At 39.2% G+C, this 20,308-nt stretch carries 23 protein-coding genes; 12 read left to right on the top strand and 11 right to left on the bottom strand.

Translation table 11 applies throughout. The annotated features are described in order from the left end of the window. Both ACEVFT_RS18030 and ACEVFT_RS18025 read left to right on the top strand, forming a co-directional pair. Complete coding sequence (locus tag ACEVFT_RS18030) at positions 1 to 432, top strand: GNAT family N-acetyltransferase (protein WP_342443181.1); 432 nt, start codon at positions 1 to 3, stop codon at positions 430 to 432. 100 nt (positions 433 to 532) lie between these two features. After that, positions 533 to 1,210: a hypothetical protein gene (locus tag ACEVFT_RS18025; RefSeq protein WP_393950921.1), complete on the top strand. Its 678-nt coding sequence runs from the start codon at positions 533 to 535 to the stop codon at positions 1,208 to 1,210. Between the two features lie 130 nt (positions 1,211 to 1,340). Here the strand turns inward: ACEVFT_RS18025 and ACEVFT_RS18020 are convergent, their stop codons facing one another. From ACEVFT_RS18020 to ACEVFT_RS17995, 6 genes are all read right to left on the bottom strand, one after another. Beyond that, positions 1,341 to 1,730: an RDD family protein gene (locus ACEVFT_RS18020; protein WP_205442631.1), complete on the bottom strand. Its 390-nt coding sequence runs from the start codon at positions 1,728 to 1,730 to the stop codon at positions 1,341 to 1,343. Positions 1,731 to 1,794: 64 nt separating this feature from the next. Next, the gene (locus ACEVFT_RS18015; protein ID WP_393950920.1) at positions 1,795 to 2,745 is read right to left on the bottom strand and encodes a carbohydrate kinase family protein; all 951 of its coding nucleotides are present in this window, start codon (positions 2,743 to 2,745) and stop codon (positions 1,795 to 1,797) included. Continuing rightward, positions 2,745 to 3,629 carry a DMT family transporter gene (locus ACEVFT_RS18010; RefSeq protein WP_393950919.1) on the bottom strand — a complete coding sequence of 295 codons (885 nt, stop codon included), beginning with the start codon at positions 3,627 to 3,629 and terminating at the stop codon, positions 2,745 to 2,747. Before ACEVFT_RS18010 ends, ACEVFT_RS18015 begins: the two co-directional genes overlap by 1 nt. A gap of 39 nt (positions 3,630 to 3,668) precedes the next feature. Then, positions 3,669 to 4,919, bottom strand: coding sequence for a glutamate-5-semialdehyde dehydrogenase (locus tag ACEVFT_RS18005; RefSeq protein WP_393950918.1), 1,251 nt, complete (start codon positions 4,917 to 4,919; stop codon positions 3,669 to 3,671). A gap of 13 nt (positions 4,920 to 4,932) precedes the next feature. Next, positions 4,933 to 6,027: a glutamate 5-kinase gene (proB, locus tag ACEVFT_RS18000; protein WP_205442636.1), complete on the bottom strand. Its 1,095-nt coding sequence runs from the start codon at positions 6,025 to 6,027 to the stop codon at positions 4,933 to 4,935. Positions 6,028 to 6,412: 385 nt separating this feature from the next. Next, positions 6,413 to 6,796, bottom strand: a complete 384-nt coding sequence (locus ACEVFT_RS17995) for a sodium:proton antiporter (RefSeq protein WP_205442637.1) — start codon at positions 6,794 to 6,796, stop codon at positions 6,413 to 6,415. Positions 6,797 to 7,011: 215 nt separating this feature from the next. Between ACEVFT_RS17995 and ACEVFT_RS17990 the strand changes: the two genes are divergently transcribed. Then, entirely contained in the window at positions 7,012 to 7,635 is a 624-nt protein-coding gene (locus ACEVFT_RS17990; RefSeq protein WP_205442639.1) for a LysE family translocator, read from the top strand. Positions 7,636 to 7,647: 12 nt separating this feature from the next. Continuing rightward, the gene (locus tag ACEVFT_RS17985) at positions 7,648 to 8,439 is read left to right on the top strand and encodes a DUF1835 domain-containing protein (protein ID WP_205442640.1); all 792 of its coding nucleotides are present in this window, start codon (positions 7,648 to 7,650) and stop codon (positions 8,437 to 8,439) included. Positions 8,440 to 8,545: 106 nt separating this feature from the next. Here ACEVFT_RS17985 and ACEVFT_RS17980 read toward each other — a convergent pair whose 3' ends face one another. Together ACEVFT_RS17980 and ACEVFT_RS17975 are read right to left on the bottom strand one after the other, a co-directional pair. Then, positions 8,546 to 9,121 carry a DUF5412 family protein gene (locus ACEVFT_RS17980; protein WP_393950917.1) on the bottom strand — a complete coding sequence of 192 codons (576 nt, stop codon included), beginning with the start codon at positions 9,119 to 9,121 and terminating at the stop codon, positions 8,546 to 8,548. Positions 9,122 to 9,211: 90 nt separating this feature from the next. Then, positions 9,212 to 10,093, bottom strand: a complete 882-nt coding sequence (locus tag ACEVFT_RS17975) for a LysR family transcriptional regulator (RefSeq protein WP_205442642.1) — start codon at positions 10,091 to 10,093, stop codon at positions 9,212 to 9,214. Positions 10,094 to 10,377: 284 nt separating this feature from the next. Here ACEVFT_RS17975 and ACEVFT_RS17970 point away from each other — a divergent pair, with 284 nt between their 5' ends. Further along, a complete protein-coding gene (locus tag ACEVFT_RS17970) occupies positions 10,378 to 11,130 on the top strand; it encodes an alpha/beta hydrolase (protein WP_004229542.1) in 753 nt (250 codons plus the stop codon). Between the two features lie 167 nt (positions 11,131 to 11,297). After that, positions 11,298 to 12,638, top strand: coding sequence for a branched-chain amino acid transport system II carrier protein (gene brnQ / locus ACEVFT_RS17965; protein WP_393950916.1), 1,341 nt, complete (start codon positions 11,298 to 11,300; stop codon positions 12,636 to 12,638). Between the two features lie 47 nt (positions 12,639 to 12,685). On the opposite strand, the gene ACEVFT_RS17960 is transcribed toward brnQ, so the two are convergent. Next, entirely contained in the window at positions 12,686 to 13,444 is a 759-nt protein-coding gene (locus ACEVFT_RS17960; protein ID WP_393950915.1) for an SDR family oxidoreductase, read from the bottom strand. 155 nt (positions 13,445 to 13,599) lie between these two features. Here ACEVFT_RS17960 and ACEVFT_RS17955 point away from each other — a divergent pair, with 155 nt between their 5' ends. Beyond that, positions 13,600 to 14,181, top strand: coding sequence for a TetR/AcrR family transcriptional regulator (locus ACEVFT_RS17955; protein WP_342443190.1), 582 nt, complete (start codon positions 13,600 to 13,602; stop codon positions 14,179 to 14,181). A gap of 427 nt (positions 14,182 to 14,608) precedes the next feature. Here the strand turns inward: ACEVFT_RS17955 and ACEVFT_RS17950 are convergent, their stop codons facing one another. Together ACEVFT_RS17950 and ACEVFT_RS17945 are read right to left on the bottom strand one after the other, a co-directional pair. After that, positions 14,609 to 15,781, bottom strand: coding sequence for a YhgE/Pip domain-containing protein (locus ACEVFT_RS17950; RefSeq protein WP_393950914.1), 1,173 nt, complete (start codon positions 15,779 to 15,781; stop codon positions 14,609 to 14,611). A 56-nt stretch (positions 15,782 to 15,837) separates the two neighbouring features. Next, the gene (locus ACEVFT_RS17945; RefSeq protein ID WP_205442651.1) at positions 15,838 to 16,437 is read right to left on the bottom strand and encodes a TetR/AcrR family transcriptional regulator; all 600 of its coding nucleotides are present in this window, start codon (positions 16,435 to 16,437) and stop codon (positions 15,838 to 15,840) included. Positions 16,438 to 16,578: 141 nt separating this feature from the next. Here ACEVFT_RS17945 and ACEVFT_RS17940 point away from each other — a divergent pair, with 141 nt between their 5' ends. The 5 genes from ACEVFT_RS17940 (at position 16,579) to ACEVFT_RS17920 (ending at position 20,185) form a co-directional block, all read left to right on the top strand. Further along, positions 16,579 to 16,893, top strand: a complete 315-nt coding sequence (locus tag ACEVFT_RS17940; RefSeq protein ID WP_205442652.1) for a PadR family transcriptional regulator — start codon at positions 16,579 to 16,581, stop codon at positions 16,891 to 16,893. 1 nt (position 16,894) lies between these two features. Beyond that, positions 16,895 to 17,431 (top strand): DUF2812 domain-containing protein, encoded by a 537-nt coding sequence (locus ACEVFT_RS17935; RefSeq protein WP_393950913.1) that lies wholly within the window; start codon positions 16,895 to 16,897, stop codon positions 17,429 to 17,431. Positions 17,432 to 17,507: 76 nt separating this feature from the next. Further along, entirely contained in the window at positions 17,508 to 18,038 is a 531-nt protein-coding gene (locus ACEVFT_RS17930) for a DUF2812 domain-containing protein (RefSeq protein ID WP_205442655.1), read from the top strand. A gap of 13 nt (positions 18,039 to 18,051) precedes the next feature. Next, on the top strand, positions 18,052 to 18,957 hold the full coding sequence (locus ACEVFT_RS17925; protein WP_393950912.1) for an ABC transporter ATP-binding protein: 906 nt from the start codon (positions 18,052 to 18,054) through the stop codon (positions 18,955 to 18,957). Continuing rightward, the gene (locus ACEVFT_RS17920; RefSeq protein WP_393950911.1) at positions 18,941 to 20,185 is read left to right on the top strand and encodes an ABC transporter permease; all 1,245 of its coding nucleotides are present in this window, start codon (positions 18,941 to 18,943) and stop codon (positions 20,183 to 20,185) included. The genes ACEVFT_RS17925 and ACEVFT_RS17920 overlap by 17 nt, the downstream gene beginning before the upstream one ends. Positions 20,186 to 20,308: the final 123 nt, after the last annotated feature.

The raw sequence follows: 20,308 nt of genomic DNA, 5'->3' as shown, positions 1-20,308 counted from the left end.
ATGCGTATAAAAAAAGTAACAACTGAAGCGGAATTACAAACAGCGTTCGATTTTCGACGAAACGTTTTTATTGAAGAGCAGCAAGTGCCTGAGGAAGAAGAGTATGATGAATTTGATGCGCTAGATGCTCCATGCGACCATATTTTGGTGTATTACAATGAGCAACCCGTTGGAACAGGTAGACTTCGAGTTGTGGAGGGCTATGGCAAATTAGAGCGTATTTGTATATTGGAAGAATACCGCAAATTTGGCCTTGGCAAGGAGATTATTGTGGGCCTAGAGCAAATTGCACGAGATAAAGGACTAACAAAAGCAAAATTAAATGCCCAGTCCTATGCGGAGGGCTTTTATGAAAAATTAGGCTATCAGCGTGAAGGCGAAGAATTTATGGATTGTGGCATCCCCCATATTCTAATGAAGAAATACTGGTAATGGATGAAATCACCGTTTTTCACTAACATGCCAGATTAGCGGAATACTTTGTAACTTTTCAATTGTTGCTTGGGTCTACTGCTAAAAAGGGGGGATGTTGTTGAAGAAATGGATATTCCTTTGTACCATGTGTTTGTTGCTGACTGCTTGCGGTAGTCAAGTCATAATCGAATGGGTCGATTTAATCAAATGGGATGGTAAACAATATGAAGCTGTTTATGAAGTAGCGTTAGCCGATCGTTCATTCATTGATAAGGAAATAGGGGAAGTTAATTTTAAGGTGGCTGATCAGATCAAAAGGACCTCCTATCGTTTTAAGGATGGCGATGCAGCCTTTCATGAGAAAGGAACGAAGCTTTATGCGATAAAGGGTCTTGACGATGCCATTGCGGTAGAGGATCAGTCGGTGATTAATGGCTATCGAATTTATATGGTAAGAGATGAGGCTCCGCCACGACGGCATTTTGATCAGGTTCCATTAGCACAAGTGAAGAAAATAGAATTTTACACATTCTCTCTGGAAGAAGGCAATCGAAAAACGGCTAGCTATACAGACCCGTCTGACATGGAAGATATACAGTCGATTTTAGCCAACAGTAAACTAGCCCCATCCTTTGAACCAAATGGTGATACAAGTCGTTATGATGTACTCCTTTATACAGACGAAGCCATTGCTTTTCAATATGGCATCCAATTTGATGGCACTACTTATTTTTGGTTTCCTTCAGATAAAGCGATTTTATCGAATGATATACAGCAGTTTATTGCGAAAGATTAGCGTACTTCTCTAAAGAGGCAGTATAATTCCTTCCTACTTTTTGTAATGGTTCAGGCGATAAGGAAGATTAACACTTTAGCAAAATGCTCCAATTAAAGAAAGCTGCCCAATCTAATTAGGCAGCTTTCATTTATTTTTCCTTTACAACTGTACCAGCAAAGCTGTCATGAGGAAGACGTTGTCCATGCTGTTGCTCAAAGGCTTGGCGATCTTTTAGATAATCAAACGTACTGATGGTGTCTCGATAAGCCATGCGTTTCATAATTTGCCCTTCTGTTAATGGACGACCATCTTCATTTTCAAGTGTTAATCCCATTGCTTTGTAGCCAATGGTTTGTCCGTTTTTACGAAGTTGTGCATATTCTAGTGCCCACAATACGACAGTTGGCGTAACAAGTGCATGAACAGCCTCATTTTTCACTTTTTTTCGTAGGAAGTGTTCAACACCAAACGTGACAGCCGTTGAAATAGCTGTATCGATTAAAAATGCTGCTGTGCGTTTTTTTGTTATCGATTCCATATAAGTCCTCCTTTAATTGACCTGTCACTAGTACATACGAACAATAAGGACAAAAAGTTTCGATTTATCCTAGATTCATATCAGGATAGGAGGGAATCGCCCCGTGCTTTGTTGTCGAAATGCCTGCATAACGGTTTGCAAAAGATAGCAGTGACATCGCATGCTGCTCACAATAGGCTACCACATAATCCACCGATAGTCCATGATGAAGATATTGACTTAAAATAGCGCCTATAAATGCATCACCAGCCCCAGTTGTATCAACGGTTTGTACCTTATCAGCAGGAGCCTTCACATGATGCTTCTTCGTATATAAAGTAGCCCCAGCAGCGCCATGTGTAATGATGATGATGGCTACATGCTCCCGGAATAATATTTGGACAGCTTCTTGTTCATCTTCTAGTGCAGTTAAAAACAATAGCTCTTCCTCTGAAAGCTTGACAATATGGGCTTTAGGTAAGAAGGCTAAAATGGTTTCACGACACGCAGCTTCATCCTGCCATAAAGGAAGGCGCACATTCGGATCAAAGGATACGAGGCTCCCTGCTCGATGTGCCTGCTCAATAAAGGCAAGATGTGCTTGCTTCATAGGACTCTCCACAAGATTAACAGAGCAAAAGTGAACGATATCTTGCGCTGTTAATAGCTGTGAGGGGAGGTATTCCTGTTTGTACAAGAGATCTGCAGCATGTCGGCGATAAAATTGAAAATCTCGATCGCCATGTTCGTTTAATGAAACAAAGGCAAGACTTGTCTCGGCATCCGTTGTTTGACGAATAAACTGCGTATCTACACCTGCTTGCTGCAACGTTTTAATCAGGAAATCACCAAAGGCATCCTGACCTACTTGTGTGAGAAGAGTTGCCTGTTGACCTAGCTTTGCACAGACAGCGGCTACATTGGCAGGGGCTCCTCCTGCATGTTTAGTAAAATGCTCGATATTGGCAAGGGAGCCGCGTTGCTGTGTCGGTGTAAAGTCAATTAATAATTCCCCAATTGTGAAGAGCTTGCCCATTATGAGACCTCCTGTGGTAGCCGCTTTTTCTTCGGAACATAAATCGTATAAAAAATACCAGCAAATATGAGAAGGATCCCCATCGTTTGCATAAAGCTTGGCATAAAATCAAGCAGTAGCATATCTAGTAAAATGGCGACAACAGGGTCGACGAAAACTAATACGGATACAAGAATGGTAGAAAGACTGCGTATACTATCAAAAAATAAATAGTAAACAAATCCTGTATGAATAAAGCCTGTGCCAAGTATATAAAACCAATTGCTTGTCGTTAATCCATCAAACAGCGAGAAGTCGATAAAAGGAAGTAGTATCACGATTCCAACCGTTGTTTGAATATAGGTTAACGCATAGGAGCTAAGCTTCGTAATGGTTTTGCTTGTTAGCATGGTGAGGGCATAAAATACTGCTGACAGTAATGCCCAGACAAAACCAGATTGCATAAACTCTGATAACGACACAAAATTATTGAGACCAATGATAAAAATACTACCGATAAAGCAAGTGATTGTTGCTACAAGTGCCTGAATGGTCATTTTTTCCTTCAAAAAAATAGCGCCTAAAATTAACACAAATATAGGGGCTAAATTATAGATGGAAATGGCAATTGAAATGGACATTTCTTCAAAAGCTTTAAATAAAAATACCCAGTTTAACACAATAAAGACACCGCAAATAAGTGTTTGGAGAATTTCTTTCTTATCCCAAACCTCTGTTTTATGTCCACCCGTGATGAGCCACATGCCTCCTAGAAAGAGGGTTGCGCAAATGCATCTAACAAAGACAAGCTCTGTAGCGGGAACACCAGTATGAACGGTAAAAAAGCCGATGGAACCAAACAGCGCCATGGAGACTGTTAGTTTAATGATTGCTGAGATGTTCATACGAAACCTTCCTTCTATTATTTTATGAAACTATAAGAACTATTCACGAATTTGGCCATTGCCATGAATAACATATTTTGTTGATGTTAATGCAGGCAAGCCCATAGGTCCACGGGCATGTAGCTTTTGCGTACTAATGCCGATTTCTGCTCCATAGCCAAATTCAAAGCCGTCCGTGAAGCGGGTAGAGGCATTATGATATACTGCCGCCGCATCGACATTGTTTAAAAACGTCTCGGCAGTTAATTGATCTTCTGTAATGATGGCTTCAGAATGATTCGTCCCAAAGTAATGAATATGCTCAATAGCTTCATAGACATTTTCCACCAATTTAACGCTTATTTTTAAATCAAGGAACTCTGTCGCATAATCTTCCTCCGTAGCTGGAAGGGCAGCTTCAAAACGCTGACATACTTGGTCATCACCAATGATCGTTACGCCTGCGTTATGAAGGGACGTTAAAAGCTGGCCACCGTGTTCCTTAAACCAAGCAGGGTGAATGAGTAAGCTTTCTGCTGCATTACAAACAGAAGGACGCTGTGTTTTAGCATTTAGACAGATTTTTTCTGCTTTTATGTAATCCGCCATTTGATCCACGTATATGTGACAGTTGCCTGCACCTGTTTCGAGTACAGGGACAGTCGCTTCATTGACAACTAAATCAATCAGCGCTTTGCCACCACGAGGAATGAGTACATCTAAGTACTCTTTTAAATGAAATAGTTCTTTGGCTGTTTCGCGGCTTGTATCCTCAATTAATTGCACAGCATCGGTAGGGATGGATGTTTTAGCAAGTGCGCGATGAATACTTGCGACAAGAGCGATATTTGAAAACTTAGCGGAGGAGCTTCCGCGCAAAATGACTGCATTGCCCGTTTTCAGAGAAAGTGTCGCTGCATCGACTGTGACATTTGGTCGAGCCTCATAGATCATACCGATGACACCAAGCGGCACGATTCTTTTTTCAATGCGTAGACCGTTGTCTTTATCAATACGTTCAACAATTGTGCCTACTGGATCGTTTAAGGAGATGAGTAAATGAATGGCATCTGCCATTGCTGCTATACGCTCTTCATTGAGCATAATGCGATCCAACGTAGAAGCAGGCATGCCTTGTTGCTCACCCTGTGCCAAATCCTTGGCATTTTCAGCCATGATGTCATGTTGATCAATTAATAGCTGTTCAGCAATTTTTTTCAGTGCTTCATTTTTTTCGCAGGTCGTTTTAATATTTAACACGTAGCTTGCGGCCTTAGCGCGTTGTCCTTTTTCTTGAATTTCATTTGTCATTTGTCATTCCTCCTTAATTTGTTTGAATTTTCAGCCACTTATCTCGGTGAATCACCTCAATAGGGCATTTCGACAATGTATCTGTCCGTTTTCCCATGGCAGAGATAAGCTCTTGGGAGGAGTACAGCACTTCGCCACGTCCTAATAAGTCCTTCTCACTATAAACTTCTACAACATCACCATTGACAAAATCACCCTCAACACGATAGACGCCAGCAGGTAATAGGCTTTTGCCATTGTCCATTAAAGCTTGTTCAGCGCCACTATCTATAAAAATTTTACCAGAAACTTCCGTAAGTGCAATCCACTGTTTATGATTTGTTAACACGGCAAGCTCATCATGCTCCACATACGTGCCATCACCATGTCCTGTTAAAATATCGACGAGCTTCTGTGCACCATGACCTGTTCCAATAAATACCTTCACTCCTGCACGGAGCGCTGTTCGTGCTGCCAATAGCTTAGAGGCCATGCCACCCGTGCCAACTTTTGACCCTGTACCATCTGCAAAGCTTAACAGCTCATCCGTAATGGCTGTTAACCGATCAATGCGCTCTGCCTCTGGATTTTTATTGGGATTGGCATTATAAAGGCCATTGATATCAGTTAAAATGATGAGCTGATCTGCATGGACAAGCCCACTTACGAGTGCGGACAGCATATCATTATCTCCAAAGGTTAACTCACTAATAGACACAGTATCATTTTCATTAATAATCGGTAGCATTGATCGTTCTAATAATTCCTCGAAAGTGGCATAGGCATTTTTATAGCATTCTTTTTTAGAAAAATCCGTGCGTGTCAGTAAAATCTGGGCAGGCATGATATCGTAAATACTAAATAAAGCACTATACGTTTGAATGAGTAGGCTCTGCCCTACAGCAGCAGCTGCCTGCTTTCCTTTCACCGTCACAGGACGAGCAGGGTAGCCAAGTTGTTTAAAGCCCGCCGCTACGGCACCTGACGAGACAAGTAAAACTTCATGTCCCAGTTTCTTCAATTCAGCGATTGCCTGTACATGGTCCATTAAGCGGACTTTATCGATTTCACCTTTTGCGTTCGTTAAAGAGCTACTGCCAATTTTAACAACGATCCTTTTTCTCTCCATTTCACTACCTCCATCATTACTGAATCAAAAAAAGCCTTCTCATCCTAAAAATTAGGACGAAAAGACTTGCCTTCCGTGGTACCACCTACATTGAATATCATGCGACATTCCACTTTTCTCATAACGCTAGAGACTGCGCCTAGTTTGGCTAGGACGATTCACGAAGTAGGTTTCATCAGTCTTTCTTGTACAATGCCTTGCAGCCGATGGGCATCGCTCTCTTCTCAAGCAGTGGCTAACTACTGATCTTCGTTCGTTTTCTCATCTATTGACTAAAGGATGCACTACTTCTAGTAGTCTGTCAAGCTGAATGGATAAATTACTTGAAAGTTTTGATAAATTAAGAAAGGGATGTCCTAAAATGATGAAGAGGCAACCTATACGATTATTTAAACCACCAAATCGCGATGAAAAGGGGAAGCATAGCCAACACAATGACAAAGAAGCTCCAAATGACTTGTTTCCCAGAGGACATATTTTTTGGTTTGATGCTCATTTGTTCATAAAGCTGGTTAATGGCTCGTTGCTCTTTCGCATAAAGCATTGCTTGAAATTCTTCATAATCTTGAATATAGCTAGATGGGGCACGTGGACTGAAGCGTAAATTTCGAATGGAATCCGTAATCTCTTTGTCAGCCATCCAATACGTGATGACAGGGGCTAAACCAGCGTTCTGGGTGGCCTTCACCTCAATGTCATGGGATTTCATTTTATAGTACACCTGTCCATGCTCATCCTCATATTGCGAAACAATATCACTTACTGCCATTATCAATCACCTCTTATGGAAGTTATCTATTTTATCATGAGTTTCTACTATTATAATGGATTAGGGGAGAAAAGTATCGCTTGAACGAGCATAATTTGTGAAACGAAAATTCAAAAAAAGTTTTGGATAAAGTCATAAACTTACATCTAGTGTGAACAACGTCATGTAGTATAATGTAAATAGTTTTTTAAAAGAAGTTGAAGGAAGGGAAAGTTTTGGAAATCTCAACGTTATTTGCGTTTTTAGGGGCTGCGATTATTTTAACCATTATGCCAGGGCCCGATAATTTATTTGTGCTTGCCCAAAGTATTACACAGGATAAAAAAGCGGGTATTGCGACATCACTTGGATTATGCACGGGCCTACTTGTTCATATTAGTGCGGCAGTACTCGGTATTTCTGCGATTATTTATCAATCGACTATTATTTTTTCAATCGTTAAATTTGCAGGAGCAGCGTATTTATTATATTTAGCTTGGCAATCTTTTCGTGCTAAGGGAGACCCTTTTACGTTGCAACAGCAAAATACGCAAGCTTATATTAAATTATATAAAAAAGGAATATTAATGAATATTTTAAATCCTAAAGTATCGTTATTTTTCCTAGCGCTGTTACCACAGTTTGTCAATCCATCGCAAGGACATGTGGCGTTTCAAATGCTTATTTTGGGTATTGTATTTTTAATACAAGCACTTGTATTATTTTCATTGTTTAGTATATTTGCAGGGAAAGTTAGACAAGTCATTATTGGGAAACCTGCGATTGCTAAGCGATTGAATACGGTTCAAGGTATCTTATTTACATTTATTGGAATACAAATTGCTATCAGCAAACAGTAGGGAGGAATGGACATGGCTATTTTACATATTACCTTTAGCTTAGCAACACAGGGTTCTATGAAACTTGCAATTCGTCAACATCGTTTGCAGCGAAATGAATCAGTTCTAAGTGTCCATGACGATCTCTCGATTGGACCTCTTCAAAACTTTGACGAACGTAAAACTTGGTTAGCCACGCATATTTTGGATGAAGATGACCAGCAATTGTACGATGATATGTATGAAAACTGGAAGAAGAAAATCGCCAATTTACCCTGCGATGTGGATGTGTGGATTTGGTATAGTCACAACACACATGAACAAATTGGACTGCGCTATGTAATGAGTGAGTTAATTCATAAATGCAGTATGGTGTATGGCATTGATGCAACAGAGGCAATGAAGAGTATTCAACCCAATATGGACATTCGCCATACAGGAGAACTTTCCTCAGAAATGCTAATGAAGCTACGCCCTAGTGCCAAACGATTCTCTGTGCAAGAATGTCAGCAACTCGCTAAGGAATGGGCGCACATCATAGAACAGCCAGGTACACTACGCCTGTGGAAAAATGAACGATTGCATCATGTAGAGGAAGATGCAATGGATGCCTACATTATCGCCAGTGCAAAAAATTTGCATATACAGCACAATGAAGAGTGGCTAATGCCCACGCATATTTTGGCACAGACATTTGAAACATTTGTCCATTATGTAGGAAATGACTTTGTAGAGTATCGCTTGCTAACGCTCGTTGAACAAGGCGTATTTGCAATGAAAGGCGATACATCGGATATTTTTTCCTATCAGGTTAAATTACTTTAATACATTTAAATGAATGAACAGTAAAAAATCAGGCGAACAAAGCCTGATTTTTTATTGTTCCAAATGATGATGCTGTTGGTTCAAGTTGGGGTGTACGGCTATTAATTTAACCGTTTTCATGTTGATAGCACTTTTCATATTCAGCTTCCATCAACAAACTTTGACAAGCCAAGCCATTTTCATGATAAATCTCTTTATCAATACTTAATACTATACTTCTATTTGAGTTGGTATAATTAGGCTCTTTATTAACAATGGATAATTTTTCTTCGTCTAGCCATTTCATCGAGAATTGACTTTTTGCCTCTGCATAATAGACGATTTTGTTTGTGTGAGCTTTATGATTTAAAATTTCTATCCATACATGAACACCACCACTTGGACCTGCACCACCATATGGTTCATAATAAGCGTGCGCTGTATATTTTCCTGTAGGAGATGACACAGATTCGGGCACCTTTTGCGTATTTTTTTTATCTAAAGTACTGAACGTAAAAAAATATTGGATATATATAAATATTCCCAAAAACAGGACTAAACCTGTCAATAGTGCTGTTAGTGTTTTTTTAGGGAAGTTTTTCTGTTTAAAAAAGAAAATCATTAATTTGATAACAAAAATGAACAATACGATCAAGGTAAATAAAAATACAAAGAAACCTAATGTATTAAGTAATAAATTCAAATTATTACCTCCCTAGTATGGTGAAACAGTGCCTTTTAGAAAATAAAGCGAGTAACATGGACATCTAGATGATGTTGTTACTCGCTCTTTCTATTTATTGTCATAAAAATCGAAAACAAATTGTTTAAACTGACGTGCAGATGGTGGTAAATAACGATTTTCTATCCAAGCCATGCCAATAATGCGTTCACATACCATATCCTCAACATGGATTTTAACGATTTTTTTCGGGTTTAAATCCTCATCATCTGGTAGCAAGGAAACGCCAAGCCCCGCACCAACAAATCCAGCGATGGTCGATACTTCGTCACCTTCATAAGAAATTTTAGGCTTTATGCCCGCAGCATTTAATAAGCGATCAGCAGAGCGGCGAAGTGCATAGCCCTTTTTCATTAAGACAAAACTTTCATGCTCCAATTCTTTCATTTTGATGCTTTTACGATCGGCAAGTGGATGGTCAATCGGGACCATTATAAAGAGCTCATCTCGCCATAATTCCTTCCAGCAAACTGGCGGCTCTGTATCAATCGCAGCTAGTAGGCACAGGTCTAACTCACCCGCCAGCAATTGTTTTAGCTGTGAATGGGAGTAGTTTTGTGTGAAATGAAAACGGATATGGGGGTGTTTTTGACGGAAAGCGCGAATCAAGTCCGGTACAATACTCGTTCCAAGTGTATGTAAAAAACCGAGTGATACTTCTCCAAGCTCTGGATTATTCAGCTCTTGTAATTCTAAAACAGCCTTTTCATATTCTTTACGCATTCGCTGTACACGATATAAAAACAGTTCTCCATATCGGTTTAGCATAATCGAGCGCCCTTGTCTGTCGAAAAGCGGTACACCTAATTCTTCCTCCAGCTTTGAAATTGAACGACTAAGTGCTGGCTGTGAAATCGCTAATGCTTCGGCAGCCCGTGTCATATGCTCTAACTTTGCAACGGTTACAAAATATTCTAATTGTTGCCACTCCATTTTTTCACCTCTTTTCTCGTTATTTTTAAGTTATCTGCATTATAACGGGAAACAGACGGGAAGTATAGGGAGCAAAAAAATTTTAAAAGGACGTTGCAATTATTTAGCAGAATGGAAAAGTTAAGTAGCTGAAAGTGTGATAGTACAGCCGTTAAGTTGACATCATTCATGCACAATACACATTGATTTGATAAAAACTATAAATTGTACATTATGAATAAAGGGTGATAAGATAGACACATAAAATACACAATTATCAATTTCCGTGAAGGGGATATCATAAAATGAAGTTAACAAAGCCACAACCTCTAACAATCGAGGGAGGCAATAAAGCCGTACTATTACTGCATGGATTCACAGGTAGCACAAAAGATGTGAAAAAGCTAGGAGAATTTTTATCTCAACGCGGTTATACTGTGCATGCACCTATCTATAGTGGGCATGGTGTAGAACCAGAAGCATTATTAGAAACAAAACCAGAAGACTGGTGGAACGATGTAGTAGAAGGATATAACTTCCTACAAGAGAAAGGCTATGAAGAAATCGCTGTAGTTGGGATTTCACTTGGTGGCGTCTTTTCATTAAAAGTGGCAGAGACATTCCCAGTAAAAGCATGTGTAGCGATGTGTGCACCGATTACACGTGATAATTCAAAAGGCTTATTCACACGTCTGTACCACTATGCTCGTTTATATAAACACTTTGAAAATAAATCAAAAGATCAAATTATTTCAGAATTACATGAATTACGTATTTCACCAAAAGATTCATTGGATGGCGTAACACGTTTAACAACGGAAACGCGCGAAGAATTATCAACAATCAAAGCACCAACACTTGTGTTACAAGGTTCATTAGATGATGACCTCTACCAAGAAAGTGCACCTTTTATTTTAAATACGGTAGAAACAGATGACAAAGAAATCATTTGGTATGAAAATTCTGGTCACATTATTACATTAGATAAAGAACGCGATAAAGTGTATGAAGATGTTTACAAATTTTTAGATCATATTGAATGGTCAGTTGCAAACTAAGGAGGGGGCTGTCAGTAGGCAGCTCTTTTTTTGTTGAATCTCTCTGGATAAACGAAAAAACTATTGTAATTATAATAAATGCTTGATAACATGATGAAATTGTAGTGAAAAATCATTCGATTAAAATAATTTGCTATAGTTTAAAACTTCTAAGGAGCACATCAATTATGCAACAAAAAATACCTTTTTCAACTTACGCAGTCATTGGAACAATGTTATTTGGACTGTATTTTGGAGCAGGGAACCTCATTTTTCCTATTCAAATGGGTCAATTTGCCGGGACTAATTTTTGGTTTGGATTAATCGGATTTTTAGTGACTGCTATCGGCTTACCATTCCTCGGAATTTTGGCGATTGGCTTATCAGGTAGTAATGGTTTACGAGATCTAGCCAATCGTGTTCATCCTCTATTTGGCATCATCTTTTCATTGGCATTGTACTTAACAATCGGTCCATTCTTTGCTATCCCACGTACAGCAACTGTACCTTTTGTAGTAGGCTTTGAGCCATATATTCAAGCACAGCATGCAACACTACTACTAGCTGTATTTAGCTTTGTATTTTTCGCGATTGTCTACTATTTCTCTTTAAATCCAGCGAAAATAATGGATTATATCGGCAAATATTTAACGCCTGCCTTTTTAGTTGTATTATTTATTTTAATTATTACAAGCATCATGAAGCCAATGGGCGATTTCCAGCAGCCTATCGGTGATTATAGGGATGCAGCCTTTATGACAGGTTTTAAAGAGGGCTATAATACGATGGACGCCCTAGCATCACTGGCCTTCGGGATTGTTGTCATTCACGCCATTAAAAGTGCAGGGATTACTGATCGCAAGGAAATTGCCAAGGCTACATGGACATCAGGTATTTTTGCGATGGCTTTAATGACGCTTATTTATGGTCTCATTACGTATATGGGCGCTTCTAGTATTAATGCTGTTGGTACTTTTGATAATGGTGGTTTAATCTTTGCCGCGGTGGCCGATCATTATTTCGGCTCATTTGGAGCTATTTTATTAGCGGTCATCATCGTACTGGCTTGTTTAAAGACAAGTATCGGTTTAATTACGTCTTGTAGTGAATTTTTCCACGAAGTATTTCCAAAAATCAGCTATAAATGGTTTGTGTTCCTATTGTGTGCAGTATCCTTTATGATTGCAAACTTTGGCTTAAACAATATCATCCAATTTGCGATCCCTGTTTTAATGTTCTTATATCCATTAGCAATCGTCTTAATTTTGCTTGCTCTAACTTCATCCTTCTTTAGGAATAAGCAAACAGTGTATGCCATTGCGATGATTTTTACATTTTTCATTAGCCTAATTGATGGCTATAAAGCCTTGGTTGAAAGTGTGCCAGGCGCGAAGTTAGGTGTTTTAGACGCTGTAGAGAAGTACTATTCCACAATGCTGCCTTTTTATGATGTCGGCTTAGGATGGATATTACCTGCACTAATTGGTGCGGTAATTGGAAGCCTGATGCCTTCTCGAAAAGTTATCTAATGAATAAACACGCACAGAAAATGTCTCTGTGCGTGTTTTTTAATGGATTAGTAAGCTGTCCAGCCACCATCCACGGCAATCACTTGTCCATTCACAAAGCTTGCTTCGTCTGAGCCTAGGAAAATAGCTAATTGAGCGATTTCTTCTGGCTGACCAGCACGCGGATTAATGGATAGACCAAGTGCTTGGCGTGCAGCACCCGTTTGACTCATATTTGTCATAGAAGAGGCGATATTGGTCATCACTGCTCCTGGCGCAATACCATTACAGCGAATATTTTTATCCGCATACATAAACGCAGTATTTTTTGTTAAACCAACAACTGCATGTTTGGAAGCTGTATAAGCCGCTCCTGCACGTGCTCCATATAAGCCACCAGCAGAAATATTATTGACAAAGACACCGTGTCCTTGTGCAAGGAAAATTTCTGTTGCCATACGCATAGAACGCATAACGGCTGTTGTATTCACTGCAAATACTTTTTCCCATCGTTCATCAGAAATTTCTCCAACCGGCTCCATACCATCCATAATACCCGCATTGTTGACTAAAATATCTAATTGACCATAATTCGTTTTCGCTTCATCAAATAAACGTTGTAAGTCTTCTGTTGATGCGACATTTGTTTGAATGGCAAATGCTGTCCCTCCAGCCGCTTGAATACCATCCACAACCGCTTGAGCACCCTCTAAATTTAAGTCTGAAACGACAACCTTAGCGCCTTCTTTTGCATAGCCTTCTGCAATAGCTTTCCCCATACCTGAAGCTGCACCTGTCACAATGGCTACTTTACCTTCTAATCTCATCTCAAAGACCTCCTCATGGTAATTTTATTAGTTATTGAACATCTGTTCATTAAAATCATATAATAAAGTTGAAAGCGATTTCAATATGCAAAAAAACGGGAAGTGTTGAGTAATCAACACTTTTGGACAAACTGTTTAATAAGGAGCTGAAAAAATTGCGTACAACGGATTTACGAATTATTAAAACGAAACAAGCTCTCCACGATGCCTTATTGACCTTGCTTAGCCAAAAACCTTTGGAGCAAATATCCATTGCAGAAATTTGTAGAGAAGCAAAGGTCAATCGGGGCACGTTCTATTTACACTACGAGCAAAAAGAGGGGCTCTTTGAAGAATACTTTCAGGAGATTATGGAGGATTTATATCAATCCTATGAAGAACCCTATCGTGCCGTCACCACCCTGGACACCAATCAATTAGATCCCAATACAATCCGTATTTTTCATCATATTGAACGCTTTAAAATGTTTTACCGTATTGTCTTTTCTAAAAATGTTCCGCTGACCTACTATTACATGCTCTTTGATGGCATTTATTCCTTGCTAAAACGAGATATTACCACACATCGCATACATCAAATGGAGGATCATATTTCGATTGACTATTATAGCGCCTATCAAGCAAACGCCATCATCGGTCTCATCATCCAATGGTATCGTGGCGATTTCAGCGATAGTGTGACCATGTTAAATCAGCAGCTAGCAGCTATTTTGAAGAATGTGAGAAGTGGGGGATAGCACGATTGAAGTGAAGGGTAGGGTAAGAAGCGGTGGATAGAACGCTCGATTTGAAGGATAGAACAGGAAAAGTAGCGGATAGAACGTTTGAAGTGAAGGATAGAACAGGAAAAGTAGCGGATAGCCCGCTTGAAGTGAAGGATAGAGTAAGAAGTAGTGGTTAGGACGCCAGAATTGAAGGATAGAACAGGAAAAGTAGCGGATAGCCCGCTTGAAGTGAAGGATAGAGTAAGAAGTAGCGGATAGCCCGCGCAAATTGAAGGATAGAACAGAGAAAGTAGCGGATAGCCCGCGCAAATTGAAGGATAGAACAGAGAAAGTAGAGGATAGCCCGTGCAAATTGAAGGATAAAACTGAAAAAGTAGCGGATAACCCATCCAAAGAGAAGGTCTACATCAACTTGTAGACCTTCTCTTTTCTATCAAATTTATCGAACGGGGGCAGGCTTGAATGTGACGATCAACGTAGCAATGGCTAGTGTTACGAAGATGATGATGCCTAAGGAGCTACTGTTTTGCAGGAGATTATCGGTACTACCACCAAAGATAATCGTGTAGTAGCCATCTGCTCCGTAAGTGGCTGGTAGCATAGCAGCGACTTGCTTGTAACCTTCAGATAGCATGGTTTTTGGTACAAGGACGCCTGATGTTACTAATTGGAGTGAGAGGGCACAAATATTAAATACCATCCCTAAATTCCCAAAGGCGATGACAAATACTTGGGCCAAGCTAAGGAAAGCGAGATACATCACAGCTTGAAAGAAATATATCGACAGCAGGCTTTCCTGGCTAGCGATATCAAAAAGGTGCATCAGCCCAATTGTTAGCAATGGCAATATAAAGGCTACGCCCACATTGAGTAGCTGTCGTGCGAGGAATAATTGCCATTTTGATAGGCTTTCTTGAACGAGCTGTGCTGCTTGCTGGTGTTGCATAATCATGACCATCGCGCCCACAAAGGAGGAGATGATGACCATAAGTGGCACAAAGTTTGCGGCAAATCCTTTCACATCATTGGTTTTAACAATGGTTCCGTCGACGGCATGGTCTTTGACATTCATTACAGTCGTTTTGACAGAAGTGGTAATTTGTTGGGCAGTTTGTTGCTCGAAGGGAAGCTGAGCAAATTGTTGAGCAAAGGCCTCAACTGCTTGATTTTGTTGCATTGGATAAAGGGTTTGATTGATCTCTTCTGTTAATTGCTTTGCTACACCCTCCATCATATTTTTCGCTACACTTGCATTGGCTTGATTAATCGCATAAACAATTTCTGCCTCTTTCCCCGCTTGTATTTGATTTGTAAAATCAGTGGGAATTTGCATAATCATATTAATTTGACGTTCGTTTAATGCACTCTCTGCTTCCTTCATTGATGAATAGTCCTCCATTGAAAAGGGGATGGAGCCTTTGATGTTCTGTGCTACCTGTTGCCCCATCGCGGTATCTTCCACAACAAGGCCAATGCTTAACTGTTCCGCTCTTTCATTGACACCATCATAGGCAGTCATCCAAATCGTAAAGAAGATTAATTGAAAGGCAATGGTTGCAACAATGCCGATATAGGTTTCACGAACTCGCAATAATGCTTGTAAACCTGTCATATTTTATTCCTCCTAATTAAGTAAGTACTTACTTGCATTGATTAGAAAAATTTTTTCTAGGAAACGAGTCCCCTAGAAAAAATAGCAACACTAGTTTGTAAAAGTTCTTCAGTTGGTAAGTCAGACACGATTGTTCCAAGTTGAGCACGTGACATAAAATGACCAAAGTTCAAAGCAATCAGCGATAAAGCTGCTGCTTCAAAATCAACTTCTCTTATTTTTCCTTGCTGATGCATCTCTTGAAAGTAGTGAATAAGCTCCTTTTTGATGAGGAGTGGGAGATTGGCGATTTCCTCACTAATTTCAGGAAACTGAATAGATTCCTTAAAGCCAATCATGACAAAATCTTTAATTGACATTAAAAAATGAAAATGCTTCAATGAGAAATTTAATAAATCCTTTTCTAATTCCCACGTTACATTTTGATTGATCTCCTGCTGTAGAAGAGGATAATAAGAAAATTGCTCAATGATGGCTTTTAATAAACCGCGTTTGTTGCCAAAATGACGGAAAAGAGTGACCTCATTGACACCTGCTAATTCTGCAATGGTTTTGGTAGTTGCAGCTGTATAGCCTTTTTCACTAATCAATTGTAGAGCAGCTTCGATAATTCGTTGTGCAGTTCCTTTCGTTGTCAAAAATATACTTCCTTCCATGCAAGTAATTACTTACATCTTAGCATAGTGTACGATGAACTGCAACATCACAAATGAGCGTTGACAATTATATCGACTGCTGATATATTTTAAATGTATCGACTGACGATATATTGATAGGCGATATAGAGGAGGATTTGAATGACACAGGAGCATCCGCCATTAACAGAAGGCGTTTATTATATTTTATTAGCATTATATGAGGCGAGGCATGGCTATGGCATTATGCAATTGGTGGAGGAAATGAGCAATGGGCGAGTGCGTTTAGGGGCAGGTACCATATATGGCGCAATTAAAACATTGCTGGAACGAGGCTGGATAGAGGCGCTCGATGAGGATGGCAGAAAGAAAGAATATATGATTACCGAAACTGGAAAAACAATGGTTGAATATGAAATTTTGAGATTAAGGGAACTTTTTGACAATGGTATCCGTATAACGAGAGGAGTTGAATAATATGCATAAATATCGATTGATGATTAATCCCTATGCAATAGAGAAGTGGGTCAATGACATGGCTTGTCAGGGCTGGCATTTGAAAAAATTCACATGGATTCGCTTTACGTTTGAACGTGGAGAACCAAATAGCTATATTTATCGCCATGATGAATTAGAGCGGTTCGGTACGCACTATGAAGAGGATTATCTCGAATTTCTCAAATCCTCTGGCATTGAGCAAGTAGATCGCTCTGGCAATTTTGTGTTTTTTAGAAAAGCAGCACAGGCAGGTCCATTTGAGCTGTATACAGATAAAAAAACGAAGATTGGTAACCTGTCAAAAAAGATGATGATCTTGCTTTCTCTTATTCTTCTTAATTTGTTCATTGGTCTCATCGGTTTAATTGGTGATTTTTCGGAGCAAACAACAGACTGGGTTGGTTTCGCGTTAAATACGCTGAATCTTGTGGTTGTTGTATTATTCGCCCTCCCATTCTATAAGCTTATGCGTATACGTAATCGATTAAAGAGAGAATTAAATGTATTTTCGGATTAACGAAGCGTCTATTATTTTCCGGGAAATCAGAAAATAATGAAAAAGGAAGCGTAACTTTATAGTTGGGGTGATGCAAATGAAAAAAAGAGTGTATCGTTTTTTTATGGATTTCGAAAAGGAAGAACGATGGGTCAATGACATGGCAGATCGGGGGTGGAATCTGAAAAAAACAGTCGTAGGTTACTTTGTTTTTGAACAAGGCACACCAGGACAATATATTTATCGAAATGAATTTGTTAATAGAAAATCGAAGGATTATTTTGAGTTTCTAGACGCTATGAATATCGAATGTGTGTCCAAGTTCGGTGGATGGGCCTATTATCGAAAACCAAAATCAGAGGGCCCTTTTGAGATATTTACTGATGCTTCCTCGAAAATTAACTATATCAAATCAATGAATCGCATTTTTATCACAGTGTTACTGTTAAATTTAATCATGGGTATTTATAATCTATCGCTAGGTTTACGAGAATCTGCTGTAGGACCTATAAACACGAGTGTAGGGTGCATGAATTTGATCGTAGCCTTACTGCTATTCATTCCTATAGTAAAAAATGAAAATCGTAAAAAAGGCTTGAAACAAGACTTACATATATTTGAAGGATAAGGAGGATGACAACATGACGTTACAGTTACAGCATGTTACAAAGAAGTACAAGGATTTTACAGCTGTGGATGATTTAAATTTTATCATTGAAAAGGGTGAAATTTTTGGTCTAATTGGTCAAAACGGTGCAGGGAAAACGACGACATTCCGAATGATTTTAGATTTACAGGAGACAACGGCGGGGACGATTACTTGGGATGGCCAGCCAGTCAATGCCATTAACCGAGATGTCCTTGGTTATTTACCTGAGGAGCGTGGTATTTTCCCGACGATGAAGGTGGAGGAGCAGCTTTACTTTTTTGGCGAGCTACGTGGCATGAAACGAGCAGAGCTGAAAAAGGAAATTGATTTTTGGATTCAACGATTTGAATTAGAAGAAAAGCGCAAGGATAAGGCAGAAACACTGTCAAAGGGGAATCAGCAAAAGGTACAGCTGATTGCAAGCTTCATCCATAAACCAGCGTTTTTAATTTTAGATGAACCATTCAGTGGGCTAGATCCAGTCAATAAAGATTTACTAAAGGATGCTATTTTACTATTGAAAGAGCAGGGCACGACCATTTTGTTCTCCAGTCACCAAATGGACAATGTCGAGGAGCTTTGTGATCATTTGTGCTTATTAAAACGAGGTATTTCTTTATTTTCTGGAAGCTTACTAGATTTAAAGAAACAATATGGTAAAACAAAGCTTGCTGTTCGTACGGATTGGTCGACGACACAGTTATTGGCACTAGAGGGTGTTAAGGATGTGCGCGTAGAGAAGGAGCAAACGGTGCTTACATTAGCAGACGAAAGCTTTGCCCAAAGTATTTTTGAGCAACTGTCCAATGGGAAGTATATTGAAAAATTCAGCTTAGATTATTTATCGTTAGATGAAATCTTTAAAGATAAGGTAGGTGGCCATGTTGTCGAAGTTTAGTTTATTAATGAAGCAATTATACAAAGCTAAAATTAAATCAAAATCCTTTATTTTAATGACATGTTTATATGTCCTTGTCATGTCTGTGGCTGTCTTCTGGTCAGAAATTAAGGAGCTATTCACAGGCGATGATGAAGCACAGCAAATCGCGATTATCAATGAAACCTCTGCCGATTTAAGTGGTATTTTTGTCTCGAATGGAGACATGGCCTTTATTCAGGATGAACAAGATGTTTCGGCCCTCGAAAAAAGAGTGAAGGACGGCAAGCTCGATGCTATTGTGACGATTAACGATCAAAATGGTCAGTTACATGCGGAAATTGCTACGTTCACACCACTAAAATTGAATGATCAATCTACATTGTCATCCTTATTACAGTATGCAGGTCAGCATTATGCTGTACAGCAACTATCGTTATCGCCTGAGCAAGCAGCACAAATCATGGCGGCTCAAACAACGATTTCAACGAAAAACTTAAATGAGGAATCAGCGGGTGGAAAAAGTGAGGAAGAAAAGCAATCAGGGCTAGTTGTTTCCTATGCGGTTGGGATTTTAATCTATTTCTTTATTTCTACATTCCTATCGATGATTACAACTGAAATTGCCTCTGAAAAAGGCTCACGAGCAATGGAAATGCTTTTAGTAAGTGTCAAACCAACGACACATTTTAAAGCAAAAATTGCAGGCGTTTTATTGCTCGCTTTAACACAGATGGGCATTATTGCTGTAGTGTTCCTTATCTATGCGAGGTTTATTAAAGGTGGAATGGTTTGGGATGCGGCGGCTAGTATTGTCAAGGAATTGTCTGTTGGCTATGTCATTTACGCAATCGTATTCCTATTGCTAACAATCATCCTGTATCTAATTATTGGCGCATTATTTGGCTCTTTAGTATCGAAAGTAGAGGAAGCTGGTCAAGTATTAATGCCTGCCATTATTATTACAATGATCGGTTTTTATGTTATGATTTCAGGAATGAGTAATCCAGATACAATTATTATTAAAATATTCTCTTATATCCCACTAACTTCTGGTATGATCATGCCAATGCGTATTGGCGCTACAGATATCGGTGGCATTGTACCGTTACTTTCATTAGGAATTTTAGTCGCAACGATTATTGTCGTATACCTATTTAGTTTATCGTTCTATAAACGTAGTGTATTGACATATAGCTCTGGCGGCGTCATTCAAAAAATTAAAACGGTATTAAAGGTAACAACATAACACTAGGGCAGCTACATCATGATGTAGCTGCTTTTTTGGTCACAAGAAGCCACAGTTAGCAAACAATGTAAAGGAATTTACGGAATTAGTCGAATTTTGTATAGAAAGAAGCTATAATTTAAC

It is taken from the genome of Lysinibacillus sp. PWR01 (genome assembly GCF_043359455.1).
Taxonomy (GTDB): Bacteria; Bacillota; Bacilli; order Bacillales_A; family Planococcaceae; genus Lysinibacillus; species Lysinibacillus fusiformis_F.
The sequence above is the reverse complement of the archived record's forward strand: the minus strand, read 5'-3'. Positions and strand labels throughout refer to the sequence as shown.